This window comes from Micromonospora sp. NPDC048999 (assembly GCF_040649295.1).
Lineage (GTDB): Bacteria > Actinomycetota > Actinomycetes > Mycobacteriales > Micromonosporaceae > Micromonospora.
This window is the reverse complement of record NZ_JBEZFI010000003.1, coordinates 284,137-296,993: the sequence shown is the minus strand read 5'-3', so window position 1 is coordinate 296,993 and position 12,857 is coordinate 284,137. Positions and strand designations below refer to the sequence as shown.

The 12,857-nt window shown below is 72.5% G+C and carries 13 protein-coding genes and 1 pseudogene; 5 read left to right on the top strand and 9 right to left on the bottom strand.

Features of this window, described 5'->3' with window-relative positions; translation table 11 throughout:
- Both AB0C02_RS07905 and AB0C02_RS07900 read left to right on the top strand, forming a co-directional pair.
- Nucleotides 1-462: pseudogene (locus AB0C02_RS07905) on the top strand (hypothetical protein); the annotation flags it as partial.
- Nucleotides 459-725 (top strand): DivIVA domain-containing protein, encoded by a 267-nt coding sequence (locus AB0C02_RS07900; protein WP_357542360.1) that lies wholly within the window; start codon nt 459-461, stop codon nt 723-725. The pseudogene AB0C02_RS07905 and the gene AB0C02_RS07900, both read left to right, overlap by 4 nt.
- Before the next feature lie 188 nt (nt 726-913).
- Here AB0C02_RS07900 and rdgB read toward each other — a convergent pair whose 3' ends face one another.
- The 9 genes from rdgB to AB0C02_RS07855 form a co-directional block, all read right to left on the bottom strand.
- Nucleotides 914-1,531, bottom strand: coding sequence for an RdgB/HAM1 family non-canonical purine NTP pyrophosphatase (gene rdgB, locus AB0C02_RS07895; protein ID WP_357542358.1), 618 nt, complete (start codon nt 1,529-1,531; stop codon nt 914-916).
- Entirely contained in the window at nt 1,528-2,253 is a 726-nt protein-coding gene (gene rph / locus AB0C02_RS07890; RefSeq protein ID WP_357542356.1) for a ribonuclease PH, read from the bottom strand. Before rph ends, rdgB begins: the two co-directional genes overlap by 4 nt.
- Nucleotides 2,254-2,653: 400 nt before the next feature.
- A complete protein-coding gene (locus AB0C02_RS07885; protein WP_357542354.1) occupies nt 2,654-3,400 on the bottom strand; it encodes an MBL fold metallo-hydrolase in 747 nt (248 codons plus the stop codon).
- Between the two features lie 225 nt (nt 3,401-3,625).
- Complete coding sequence (locus AB0C02_RS07880) at nt 3,626-4,591, bottom strand: pyridoxal-phosphate dependent enzyme (protein WP_357542352.1); 966 nt, start codon at nt 4,589-4,591, stop codon at nt 3,626-3,628.
- 11 nt (nt 4,592-4,602) lie between these two features.
- Nucleotides 4,603-4,977, bottom strand: a complete 375-nt coding sequence (locus tag AB0C02_RS07875) for a MoaD/ThiS family protein (protein WP_357542350.1) — start codon at nt 4,975-4,977, stop codon at nt 4,603-4,605.
- Between the two features lie 63 nt (nt 4,978-5,040).
- Nucleotides 5,041-5,529, bottom strand: a complete 489-nt coding sequence (locus AB0C02_RS07870) for a M67 family metallopeptidase (RefSeq protein WP_357542348.1) — start codon at nt 5,527-5,529, stop codon at nt 5,041-5,043.
- A 54-nt stretch (nt 5,530-5,583) separates the two neighbouring features.
- Complete coding sequence (locus AB0C02_RS07865; protein WP_357542386.1) at nt 5,584-6,081, bottom strand: DUF2017 domain-containing protein; 498 nt, start codon at nt 6,079-6,081, stop codon at nt 5,584-5,586.
- Nucleotides 6,082-6,083: 2 nt separating this feature from the next.
- A complete protein-coding gene (clpS, locus tag AB0C02_RS07860) occupies nt 6,084-6,374 on the bottom strand; it encodes an ATP-dependent Clp protease adapter ClpS (RefSeq protein ID WP_357542346.1) in 291 nt (96 codons plus the stop codon).
- 115 nt (nt 6,375-6,489) lie between these two features.
- Entirely contained in the window at nt 6,490-8,058 is a 1,569-nt protein-coding gene (locus tag AB0C02_RS07855; RefSeq protein WP_357542344.1) for a hypothetical protein, read from the bottom strand.
- A gap of 199 nt (nt 8,059-8,257) precedes the next feature.
- Here AB0C02_RS07855 and AB0C02_RS07850 point away from each other — a divergent pair, with 199 nt between their 5' ends.
- Genes AB0C02_RS07850 through AB0C02_RS07840 form a run of 3 tightly spaced genes read left to right on the top strand, consistent with a single transcriptional unit; the run spans nt 8,258 to nt 12,833 of the window.
- Complete coding sequence (locus AB0C02_RS07850) at nt 8,258-10,933, top strand: LuxR C-terminal-related transcriptional regulator (protein WP_357542343.1); 2,676 nt, start codon at nt 8,258-8,260, stop codon at nt 10,931-10,933.
- 17 nt (nt 10,934-10,950) lie between these two features.
- Entirely contained in the window at nt 10,951-12,237 is a 1,287-nt protein-coding gene (locus AB0C02_RS07845) for a nicotinate phosphoribosyltransferase (protein WP_357542341.1), read from the top strand.
- Nucleotides 12,238-12,251: 14 nt separating this feature from the next.
- Nucleotides 12,252-12,833, top strand: coding sequence for an isochorismatase family protein (locus AB0C02_RS07840; protein ID WP_357542339.1), 582 nt, complete (start codon nt 12,252-12,254; stop codon nt 12,831-12,833).
- Nucleotides 12,834-12,857 lie beyond the last annotated feature (24 nt).

Here is a 12,857-nt window from a genome sequence, read left to right as displayed (position 1 = left end):
GCGTTGGCGCGCGGGCTCTACTCGATTCCTCGGATTCGGACTCGCCGGGAGGGTACGCCCCCACGGCGCTCATCCACAGGTTTCGAGCATTGCTCGGTAGCCGGCGGCACCGGCCTCGCACCACTACGCGCCCTCGTCGAGCAGGTCGCCGCCCACCCAGGCGGCCGGCGGGTCACCCTGATCGTCGGAGCCCGCACGATAGAAGCGCTGTACGACGCGGTCACCCTCGACAAACTGCGCCACGACTGGCTCACCATCATCCCGACGTTCTCCCACGACCAGCCCGACCAGCCGAGTGAGCAAGGCGACGCGCTCACCGTCGCCCTCAACCACCGACACGACGACCAAGCCGTCTACGTGTGCGGGCCGCCCGCGATGCTGGCCGGGTCACGGCTACGGCTACTCGCCGCCGGGGTACCCGCCGACCGGATCCACCTACCGGAACGGATCCCATGGCGATGACCGTCTACCGCAGCCACAACGCCCTACGCGGCCCACTCACCCCCGACGGAATCGCCGCACTCACCCTGCCCGCCACCCGACTCGGCCGACGCGGCTACCAGACCGACGACGTCGACGCCCTCCTGCACCGACTCGCCTTCGAGCTGCATCGGCGAACCGAGGAGCGGGACAAGGCGCGCGCCGAAAGCCAGCGCATCAAAAACGCCCTGCGGGCCTGGCAGTCCGAACGGGCGCGCCGCGACGGTCCAAGCCGTCAGGGATAGACACCGCAGCTCTGGTGTTCGGCGTCTTGCTCTGGCTGGGCTGGCACTTCCTGGCCCGGTGAACGCCGGTCCGCCGGCCACGCGCCAACGCAAGATCGTGCTCAAACGCGGAAGTAGTGGCCTCCCGGACGGTGTGAGACCACTACTTCCCGGATCGAGCGCGATCTTGCGCTGGCGCGGACGCCCGGTCAGGCGGCCGGCGGGAGCACCTTGGCGGCGAGCTTGGCCAGGTCGCGCAGCGCCTTGCCCCGATGGCTGACCGCGTCCTTCTCCTGCGGGGTCAGCTCCGCGTTGGTCCGTTCCTGCCCCTCGCCGAGGAAGATCGGGTCGTACCCGAAGCCGCCCTCGCCGCGCGGCGCGCGCAGCAGCCGACCGGCCTGCCGGCCGTCGACCAGGTGCTCCTTGCCGCCGGGCAGCACCAGCGCGACGGTGCAGACGAACGACGCGCCCCGGTGCTCGTCGGGCAGGTCGGCGATCTGGTCCAGCACGAGCTGCAGGTTGGCCTGGTCGTCGCCGTGCTGGCCGGACCAGCGGGCGCTGAACACGCCCGGCATGCCGTTGAGCGCGTCCACGGCCAGGCCGGAGTCGTCGGCGATCGTCGGCAGGCCGGTACGCCGGCAGCCCTCGCGGGCCTTGATCAGCGCGTTCTCGCCGAAGGTCAGGCCGCTTTCCGGCAGCTCCGGGTATTCCTCGACGTCGTCGAGGCCGAGCAGGGCGATCCGGTGCGCGCCGAGCGCGCCGTCGAGGATCCGCTGCAGCTCGACGAGCTTCTTGCGGTTACGGGTGGCGAGGAGCACCTTGTTCACGAAAGCGCCTTCCGCTGCGCGTCGGCCAGTTCCAGACAGCCCATGACGCCCAGGTCCAGCAGGGCGTCGAGCTGCTCGCGGGCGAAGATCCCGGCCTCGCCCGTCCCCTGCACCTCGACGAAGTCGCCGGTCCCGGTGCAGACCACGTTCATGTCGACCTCGGCGGTCACGTCCTCGGCGTAGCAGAGGTCCAGCCGGGGTTCGCCCTCGATGATGCCGACGCTGACCGCGGCCACCGAGCGGTGCATCACCTTCTCCACCTTGCCGGCGAGGGCCTTACGCTCGGCGAGCCAGGTCACCGCGTCGTGCAGCGCCACGTACGCGCCGGTGATCGCCGCGGTGCGGGTGCCGCCGTCGGCCTGGAGCACGTCGCAGTCGAGCACGATGGAGTTCTCGCCAAGGGCCTTGAGGTCCACGCAGGCGCGCAGGCTGCGGCCGATCAGCCGGGAGATCTCGTGGGTGCGCCCGCCGATCTTCCCCTTGACGCTTTCCCGGTCCGAGCGGGTGTTCGTGGCCCGGGGCAGCATCGCGTACTCGGCGGTGACCCAGCCGAGCCCGGAGCCCCTGCGCCAGCGGGGCACCCCCTCGGTCACGCTCGCCGTGCACAGCACCCGGGTCGCCCCGAACTCGACGAGGACCGAGCCCTCCGGGTGGGTGCTCCAGCCCCGGGTCAGGGTCACCGGTCGGAGTTGGTCGGGCTGCCGCCCGTCAGGTCGCGCCATGCCTGCACCTTATGCGGTGCCCTGCTCGGAGCGTCCCCGGGTGCCGGGTCACCGCCGCGCGGCGCACCTCCGCTCAGTGGGGGTGCGCGACCGGGTTAACGCTTCGTGACAAAAGCGCCGGCCGGCGGGACACCCTCAGCCGCCTTTGCTCTGCAGCCACCGACGCATCAGCTACCGACCGTCACTGGTCGCCTCGGGGCCCCCGATTAAGAGTCCCAGCTCAACGGCGTGCTGCGTGGATGGCTGCAGAGCAAAGGCGCGCGCGAGCGTTCCTCGGCCGGGCCAAGAAGGTGCACGCAGCGTCACTGGAGCGGCCCCACACGGACAGTTACGGCCCACGGCTGCCCGACGCAGCTAGCCAGACGGGAGCCGGGCAGGAGTCGGACGGGGGCAGGGCGTGTCAGACGTCGTAGCTGGCGCCGGGGCGGACCACTTCGAGCGGGCCGGCGTAGGCCCCGGCCGCCGACTCGACGGTGTGCGCCTCGCTGCCCCACGCGGTGACCAGGTGGGTGAGCAGCAGCCGGCCGACCCCGGCCTTGGTCGCCGCCTCGCCGGCCTCCCGGCCGGTCAGGTGCAGGTCGGGTGGGTTCTCCACGCCGTCGAGGTAGCTGGCCTCGCAGAGGAACAGGTCGGCCGACTGGGCCAGGCGCAGCAGCGCCTCACAGGGTGCGGTGTCCGATGAATAGCAGAACACCCGGCCGTCGTGCTCCAGCCGCACGCCGTACGTCTCGACGGGATGGTTCATCCGGTCGACGGTGACGGTGAACGGGCCGATCGGGAAGGTGCCCGGTTGCAGGCCGTAGAACTGGTAGACGTCCTCGACGGTGCCGCGCTCCTCGCCGTAGGCGGTGGCCAGCCGGTCCGGGGCGCCGGGGGGTGCGTACATCGGCAGCGGCGGGTAGGGGCCGTCCGGGGCGTACCGGCGCACCACCACGTACGTCACCGCGTCGAGCATGTGGTCGCAGTGCAGGTGGGTGAGGAGGATGGCGTCGGGGGCGTGCAGCCCGGCGTAGCGCTGGAGGGTGGAGAGCGCCCCCGAACCGAAGTCGATCAGGAGCCGGAAGCCCTCCGCCTCCAGCAGGTATGCGGAGCAGGGGGACTCGGGGCCGGGGAAGCTGCCCGCGCAGCCGAGGACGGTCAGTCGCATCCGGTTTCCCCGATGTCACTTTTTGTAGTCGACGCGTCGGCAGCCGCCCAGCCGATGATCTCTACCGACGCGTGCGCCACGCTGCGCAGCCTACGCGGTGGCCCGGTCGGCAAGAATCGCCTAACGGAAGATGTCATCAACGCGACACCCGTACGCGTCTCGTCCCGGGTCGGAAACGGTCGGGGCGGCCGGCGGGTGCCGCCGGCCGCCCCGATCCGCGGGCCGTCAGGCCCAGAGCTGTCCCTCCAGGGCTTCCTCGGCGTCCGCGAGGGTGCCGCCGTACGCCCCGGTCGAGAGGTATTTCCAGCCGCCGTCGGCGACCACGAAAGCGACGTCGGCCCGGCGGCCGTCCCGCACCGCCTCGTGCGCCACGGCGAGGGCGGCGTGCAGGATCGCGCCGGTGGAGAAACCGGCGAAGATGCCCTCCACCTCGACCAGCTGTCGGGTACGCAGCACCGCGTCCCGGGTGCCGACCGAGAAACGTCGGGAGAGGACCCCGGCGTCGTAGAGCTCGGGGACGTAGCCCTCGTCGATGTTGCGCAGGCCGTAGACCAGCTCGCCGTAGCGGGGCTCGGCGGCGACGACCTGGATGCCGTCGACCTTCTCCCGCAGGTAGCGCCCGGTGCCCATCAGGGTGCCGGTGGTGCCCAGACCGGCCACGAAGTGGGTGATCGTGGGCAGGTCGTGCAGCAGCTCCGGCCCGGTCGTCTCGTAGTGCGCCCGCGCGTTCGCCTCGTTGCCGTACTGGTAGAGCATCACCCAGTCGGGGTGCTCCAGCGCGATCTGCTTCGCGGTGGCCACGGCCTGGTTCGAGCCGCCGGCCGCCGGCGAGAAGATGATCTCCGCGCCGTACATCCGCAGCAGCTGGACCCGCTCGGTGGAGACGTTCTCCGGCATCACACAGACCAGCCGGTAGCCGCGCAGCTTGGCCGCCATGGCCAACGAGATGCCGGTGTTGCCGCTGGTGGGCTCCAGGATCGTGTCGCCCGGGCGAAGCCGGCCGGCCTCCTCGGCCGCCCGGACCATGTACAGGGCGGCGCGGTCCTTGATGCTGCCGGTCGGGTTACGGTCCTCCAACTTCGCCCAGAGCCGCACCGGCGGAGCCCCGTCGGGCACCGTCGGTGAGAGCCGGGGCAGCCCGACCAGAGGTGTGCCACCGCACGCCTCAAGCAGGCTGTCGTACCGCGCCATAGCGCCCGCCCTCAGCGGGCGGACGCGCCGCGCGCGGCGACGCGGTGCTGCCCGATCGCGGCCGCCGCCGCGCGGTGCTGGCCGATCGCCGCAGCGGCGGCGAAGCCGAACGCGCCGCCGGCCACCGCGGGCAGGATGGTGACGCTGTCGCCGTCGTTGAGTTTGGCGTCGAGTGCGCCCAGGAAACGGACGTCTTCGTCGTTGACGTAGACGTTGACGAACCGGTGCAGCGCGCCGGCGTCGGTGACCAGCCGGGCCTTCAGGCCGGCGTGCCGGGAGTCCAGGTCGGCGAGCAGGTCGGTCAGCGTGTCGCCGGTGCCCTCGACGACCTTGGCGCCGCCGGTGTAGCTACGCAGGATGGTGGGAATGCGAACCTCGATGGCCATGGTGTGCTCCTTGTTCGGGTCGTGCCAGGTGACGGGAAGAAAAGGTGTGCCGGCGCTGGAAGATCAGCGGCCGGAACACTCGTAGTCGACCGTCGCCGGGCTCTGCCCGAACATGTAGGACTGGACGGCGTGCGGGTCCACGACGGCATCCACGATCCGGACCGGCTCCTCGGTGACCACGCCGTCGACGATGCGGAAGGAGCGGATCTCCTCCGTGTCGGGCTCGCGGGTCGAGACGAGCAGGTAGTGCGCTCCCGGCTCACCCGCGAAGGCGACGTCCGTGCGGGACGGGTAGGCCTCCGTCGCGGTGTGCGAGTGGTAGATGACGACCGGTTCCTCGTCGCGGTCGTCCATCTCCCGCCACACCCGCAGCTGCTCCATCGAGTCGAACTCGTAGAACGTCATGGAGCGGGCGGCGTTTTCCATCGGGATGTGCCGGGTCGGGGTGTCGCTGCCGACGGGACCGGCGACCACGCCGCACGCCTCGTCCGGGTGGTCCCGACGCGCGTGGGCCACGATCGCGTCGATGATCGACCGGTCGATGCTCAGCACGCAGACCAGCCTAGCGCCCCCGGTTGGGGGCGGCGAGGTGGCAACCGTCACGACTCAGTCGATCAGGGCGTTGAGCAGGGATTCCTGCAGATACCCCAGGTATGCGTATACCGATAGTTGGAACACCCTGGACGAGGTCGGGTCCACGGCGACCGCCTCGTCGAGCTCGTCGCCCACGTCGGTGCCGTCCTTGATCTCCAGCCGGACACCCATCGCCAGCCGGGCGTCGTTGAGCGCGCGCAGCCACGCCTCGGCCGCCTCGGCGTCCAGGTGCACCTCGCCGCCGACCTCGCCGTCGGGCAGCGCGGCGAGGATCGCGCCGGCCTGGTCGATCTTGGCGGTCTTGAGGTCCCCCTCGGTGTAGCGGCGGAACTCGGCGGTGCTCGACGCGTCGTCCGGATAGACCTCGGGGAAGAGCCGGCCGACCACCGGATCGCCGTGGTCGAAGCCGTCGGTGAGCAGGCCGACCACCTCGGAGGCGACCTTGTGCAGCACCCGCACCTCGTCGAGGCCGAAGGTGGCCACGTAGCGGTCGCCGTAACGACGGAACATGCTCACGACCGGTCCACCGTCGCCCAGAGCCCGTACGCGTGCAGTTGCGACGCGTCGTGCTCCATCCGCTCGCGGACCCCGCTGGAGACCACGGCCTTGCCCTTGTGGTGCACGTCCAGCATGAGCTGCTCGGCCTTCTCCCGGCTGTATCCGAAAAGCTTCTGGAACACCCAGGTCACGTACGTCATGAGGTTGATCGGATCGTCCCAGACGATCGTCACCCATGGCCGGTCGGACGCCGGCACCTCATCGGTGTCCGGCGTCTCGACGGGTGCAACCTGCGGAGTCGCCATACCCCCCATCGTGCCACCGGATCCGGGCGACCGATGAACCGGAACGTCCGGTCGGCTCGGTTCACCCGCCCGGGCCGACTGGAGCGACCCGGGCGACCGGCCGGCGGCGCCGGCCTCAGGCGTGCAGAATGCCGTGTTCGACAGCATCGGTGAGCACCCCGTCCAGCGAGTGCCGCACCGCCTCGAAGCGCCGGGACACCTCGCGGGTCAGCTCCAGCTCGACCTCGCGCAGCGCCCGCTGGGCCCAGGAGCGCGCGCCGTTCGGGTCGTCGTTGCCGGGAACGCGCCACTGCTGCCAGCAGCCCCCGGACAGGGCCACCCCGACCGGGGGCAGCGCCTCGTCACGGACCGCGCCGGGGAAGGCGGCCAGCGCGTCGAGTGCGCCGCCGCCGGTCAGCTCGGCCACCCCGGCGGTGCTGGTGACCAAAAGCACCTTGTCCAACTCCTGGCCGACCGGCTGCTCGACGAGGCTCCACCGCACGGCCCGGACGATCCGGTGGCGCACCCCCTCGGGCAGGGACGCGCCGAAGACCCGCGCCGCCATGTCGTCGACGATGCCCCGGACCGCCTCGTCGCACTGGGCGGTGGCGAGCAGCGACAGCGCCGCCATCTCCTGGTCGAGCAGTTGCGGCAGGCCGGCGCAGCCGACCCCGAAGACGATCTCCTTGACCACCCGCAGGTGGATGCGGGCCAGTTCCAGCGCGAGGTGCTGGCGGATCCGCTGGGCGCAGGTGCGGGCCTGACGGTCCAGCCGCTCGGCGAGGCCGCCGGATTCGAGCCCCGGTACGACGGCCACCCGGCCGTGTGTGCCGGGCGGCTCCGGCGGGCGGGCGCTGGCCCGGCGCAGCCCCTCGTCCGCAGACCAGTCGCGCAGGCCGCGGTGCAGGGCCGGGTGGTCGGTCTGCCGCGCCGGGTACCAGCGGGCCGCCGCGAGGTCGGGCACCGCCGACAGCAGGGCGGCGCGGTGTGCGTCGACCGAGACCTGCACCGGGTCGACGGGACGTTCCGCCGCCGGCGGCGTCGACGGCCCGGGTGGGCCGGCCGCCGGGACGGACGCCCCCATGTCGTCCGTCGTGCTGTCCGCCGCGGTCGCCCAGCCGGCGATGCCCGGGGTGACCGCGAAGACCACCTCGACCCGGGCGCGGGCCGCCCCCGCCAGCAGGTGCAGTTCGGCCGTGGTGAACGCCTGGTCGGCGGAGATCACGAAGAGCAGGGCGCCGGCCCGGCCCACCGCGTCGAGCAGCACTCGGGCGGCGGCGGCCCCGAGCGTGCCGGTGTCCGGCGCGTCGAGCAGGGCGAAGTGGCGCAGCAGCGGGCTGGGCAGGCTCAGCTCCACCCGGCGGGGCGGGCGGGCGAGCGCCGGGCCGGCGGCGAGCGGGTCGGCGCGGTAGGAGTGCGGCTGGCGGTAGCCCGGCACGTACGCGACGCGGGTCGGCTCCTTGTCGTGGTTGACGAGCAGGTAGCTGCCGGCGGGCACGGTCAGCATCCCGGGTTCCACCTCGAGCAGGCCGGCGAGCAGCTCTCGGCGGCCGGCGCCGGCCGGGCCCGTGACAACGACGGCCAACGGATCGTCGGGGCCGGGATCGGCCGCCCCGAGCTGGGCGGCCAGCGGCGCGCACCGCGACGACTCGGCCGGCCCGCTGCGGTCGGGCACGCCGACCGCGGGCAGAGAATCCGGCTTCACCAGTAGGCCTCCCGTCGGGCGACCGGATTATCGGCCCGGTCACGTGGGAATCCGGCCATCATGTCCGGATGCGGGAAGAGTACGTGTGTCGGACACCCGACACAGAACATTCCGAATACTTACGGGTAATGAACAGGTTACTCAACTTCGTTGCGTGACGCTGCACACGCGGACGGATTATCGTCGATATGCTGCTCCGATGAGTCGGTGGGACTTTGTCGGCCGAACGGATGAGCTCAACCGTCTGTTGTCAACGGTCGACGGCCCCGAGGGGCGCGGGCTGTTCTTCAGCGGCAAGGCCGGGGTCGGCAAGAGCCGTCTGCTTCGCGAGGGAGTGACGCACCTTCCCACCGACCGGTACGCGATCTGGTTCGTCTCGGCCAGTGCCACCACGGCGGCCCTGCCGTTCGGTGGCCTGGTCCAGGTGCTTCCCGCCGAGCAGCCGCAGGGGCTCTCCCCCGCCGGCGTCCTCCACTGGGCGGTGGACCTGCTCCAGGAACAGGCCGCCGGCCGGTCGATCGTGCTGGCGATCGACGACGCGCACCTGCTCGATCCGCCCTCGGCGGCGCTGGTCAACCTGATCGGCCGCGCCGAGAACGCGACCGTGATCGGGACGCTGCGCGACGGCGAGCAGATCCCCTTGCCGATCCGCGCCCTGTGGACCGACGACCTGGTCGACCTGGTCGAGGTGGGCCCGTTGAGCCCGAGCGAGACCACCGGGCTGCTCGCCGCGATCCTGGAGGGGCCGATCGACGCGAAGTCCTCCCAGCGGCTGTTCCGGCTCTCCGCGGGCAACGCGCTGCTGCTGCGCGAGCTGGTGTTCGCCGCCAGGGGAGGCGACGAGTTCAGCCGCACGTACGGGATCTGGAAGTGGACCGGCCGGCTTGAGCTGGCGCCCAGCCTCACCGACCTGATCGACGCCCGCATCGGCCAGCTCACCCCCGGCGTGCGGTCGGTGGTCGAGCTGGTCGCCTTCGGCGAACCGCTCGGCCTGCAACTGCTGCAGCAGGCGGTCGACCCGGGCGACGTGGAAATCGCCGAGGAACGCGGCCTGATCACCATGGTTCCCGACGACCGGCGGTTGGACGTCCGGCTGGCCCACCCGCTCTACGGCGAGGTGATGCGCCGGCACTGCCCGGTCAGCCGGACGCGGCGGCTGCAGGCCACGCTGGCCGGGCTGCTGGAGCAGGTCGGCGCCCGCCGCCGCGACGACCTGCTGCGGGTCGCGGTGTGGCGGCACGACTCGGGTACGGCGCAGGACCCGACGCTGCTGCTCGGCGCGGCCGCCCAGGCCTTCGGCCGGTACGACGTGCCGCTGGCGACCCGGCTGGCACGGGCGGCGTTGGAGGGTGACGGCGGTTCCGACGCGGCGGAGCTGCTCGCCACCATCCTGATGTTCGGCGACCGGCCCGAGGAGGCGATCCAGGTGCTCGACTCGGTCGCCGGAAAGATCCACGACGCCCGGCGGCGCACCCGCTGGCTGACGGTCCGCGGCATGGTCACCTACTGGGGGCTCAGCCAGGAGTCCACGGTGGAGGAGATCGCCGCGCGCGGCGACGAGCTGACCGACTCGGCGGACCAGGCCCGGGTCCGTGCCTTCGAGGCGATCATGCGGCTGCACCGGCTGGACACCGGCACCGCGCTGCGGCTCGCCCAGGCGGTGCTGGACCGTCCGGCCTCGCCGATGGCCGCCCGGGAGCTGGCCCGGTGCACGATCGCCCACCTGCAGGCCGCGCAGGGCCAGTACCGGCACAGCGCCACCGCGATCGCCCGGGTGCAGGCGGAGGCGGCGCGCTGGCGGGGCGACATGCCATACCTGCAGCTCGCGATGGAGCTGGCCCGGGGCACCCGGCTGGCGCTCTCCGGCGACCTGGCCGGCATCGACGCGATCGTGGCCGACGAGTTCGCCGACCTGGCCGGCGCGGGAGACTTCCGACTCGGCACCGGCTACCTGGCCATCCTGCAGGCGTACGCGGCGCGGCTGCGCGGGCGTGGCGACGAGGCGCTCAAGACCAGCCTCGGGGCCTGCGCGGTGCTCGCCACCAGCCGGGTCTACGCCGGGCTGGCCCACGCCGAGCGCGCCCAGGTGGCGGCCCTGCGCGGCGACGCGGCGCACGCGGCGGAGGCGATGGCCGAGGCGGACCGCACCCACGCGCCGGGTATGGCGGTGCTGTACCCGTGGATCGAGCAGGCCCGGGGCGCGGTGCACGCCGCCGTCGGTGACCTGCCGGTGGCCACCAAGCACCTCTGCGAGCTGGCCGACCGGCTCCACGAGGACGGGCTCGCCGGCCACGAGCTGCTGGTCCTGCTCGATCTGGTGCGGCTCGGCCAGGCCGCCGCCCCGATCGGGCCGGCCTGCACCGACGGCGGCCGGCGCAGCGTGGCGCAGCGCCTCGCCGAGCTGTCCGAGCGGGTCGACGGGCCGCTGCCATCGCTGGTCTCCCGGTACGCCCGCGCCGCGGTCGAGAACTCCCCCACCGACCTGCTCGCCGTCGCCGACTGCTTCGCCGCCCGGGACCTGACCGTGTACGCCGCCGAGGCGACCGCGATGGCGTTGCACCTGATGCGGAGTCGTGCCGCCGCTAACGCCCCGGCCCGGGAGCGGCTCGCCGCCCTGCTCCGCCGCTGCGACCAGGTCGACACCCCGGCGCTGCGGCTGCTCCGGCCGGCGCTGAGCGAACGCGAACTGGAGGTCGCCCGGCTCGCCGCCGAGGGCGCCACCAGCCGGGCCATCGCCGAACGGCTCTACCTGTCGGCGCGTACGGTGGAGAACCACCTCCAGCGGGTCTACAGCAAGCTCGGGGTGGCCAGCCGGGCCGAGCTGCGGGCCGCACTGTGGTCGCTGCCAGGCCAGGACGGCGCCGATCCGGCCTGAACTTCTAGGCTGGAGCCGTGAGCACCCTTCGCCCCGCGCTGCTGACCGACCACTACGAGCTGACCATGGTCAGCGCCGCGCTGCGGGACGGCACCGCCGACCGCCGCTGCGTCTTCGAGGTGTTCACCCGCCGGCTGCCGGCGGGCCGGCGGTACGGCGTGGTGGCCGGGACCGGCCGGCTGATCGAGCTGATCCGGGATTTCCGGTTCGACGCTGACGAGGTCGACTTCCTGCGCCGCACCGGCGTGGTGGACGATCGGGCCGCCGAGTGGCTGACCAACTACCGCTTCACCGGTGACGTCGACGGGTACGCCGAGGGCGAGCTCTTTTTCCCCAACTCCCCGATCCTCACCGTCTCCGGCAGTTTCGCCGAGTGCGTGGTGCTGGAGACGCTGGTGCTGTCGGTGCTCAACCACGACTGCGCGGTCGCCGCGGCGGCCGCCCGGATGGTGACCGCGGCCCGGGGCCGGACGCTGATCGAGATGGGCTCCCGGCGGGCGCACGAGTCGGCGGCGGTGGCCGCGGCCCGGGCGGCGTACCTGGCCGGATTCGGGTTCACCTCCAACCTGGCCGCGGGCCAGCGGTACGGCATTCCGACCGCCGGCACCGCCGCGCACGCCTTCACCCTGCTGCACGACGACGAGCGGGCGGCGTTCGCCTCGCAGGTCGCCACGCTGGGCAAGGACACCACGCTGCTGGTCGACACGTACGACGTCACCGAGGGCATCCGCAACGCGATCGCGGTGGCCGGGCCGGAGCTGCGGGCGGTCCGGATCGACTCAGGCGACCTGGCGGTGATCGCCCAGCAGTGCCGGGAGCTGCTCGACTCGCTCGGCGCCACCGAGACGAAGATCATCGTCTCGGGTGACCTCGACGAGTACGCGATCGCCGCGCTCGCCGCCGAGCCGGTCGACATGTACGGCGCCGGCACCGCCGTGGTGACCGGCTCCGGCGCGCCGACCGCCGGCCTGGTCTACAAGCTCGTCGAGGTGGACGGGCGCCCGGTGGTCAAGCGATCGGAGCACAAGGCCACCATCGGCGGCCGTAAGGTGGCCGTACGCCGGCACAAGCCCAGCGGCACCGCCACCGAGGAGATCGTCGTGCCGCAGGGCGTGCCGGAGCGGCAGCCCAACGACCGACTGCTCCAGCACTCCTTCGTCGTCGACGGCGAGCCGGTGGCGCGGCCCACCCTGCACGAGTCGCGGGAGCACCTGCGGCAGTGCCTGATCTCCATTCCGTGGGAGGGCCTGAAGCTCTCCGGCGGCGACCCGACCGTGCCGGTGACCGTCGTACCCGCGAGCTGAGAAGGAGCGTCGACGTGAGCAATGCGTTGATCATCGTGGATGTGCAGAACGACTTCTGCGAGGGCGGCTCCCTCGCGGTGGCCGGCGGGGCGGGCGTGGCGGCCGGCATCTCCCGGCTGCTCGCCGCCGAGCCGGGCCGCTGGGCGCAGGTGGTGGCGACGAAGGACTACCACATCGACCCGGGCGCGCACTTCGGCGATCCGCCGAACTTCGTCGACTCCTGGCCCCGCCACTGCGTGGTCGGCACCGCCGGCTCCGAGTTCCACCCCGAGCTGGCGACCGACCGGATCGAGGCGATCTTCCACAAGGGCGAGCACGCGGCCGCGTACTCCGGCTTCGAGGGGCACGCCGACGGCGGCGAACGCATGGCCGACTGGCTGCGCCGGCACGACGTCGACCGGGTGGAGGTGGTCGGGATCGCGACCGACCACTGCGTACGGGCGACCGCGCTGGACGCCGCCCGCGAGGGCTTCGACACCACGGTGCTGCTGGACCTCACCGCCGCGGTCGCGCCGCAGACGCTCGACGTGGCGCTGCGGGCGATGCAGGGCGCCGGCGTCACCCTGGTCGGCGATCCTGTGATCAAAGCCGCTTGACCAGCTAATCGCTTGCGGCTGTCG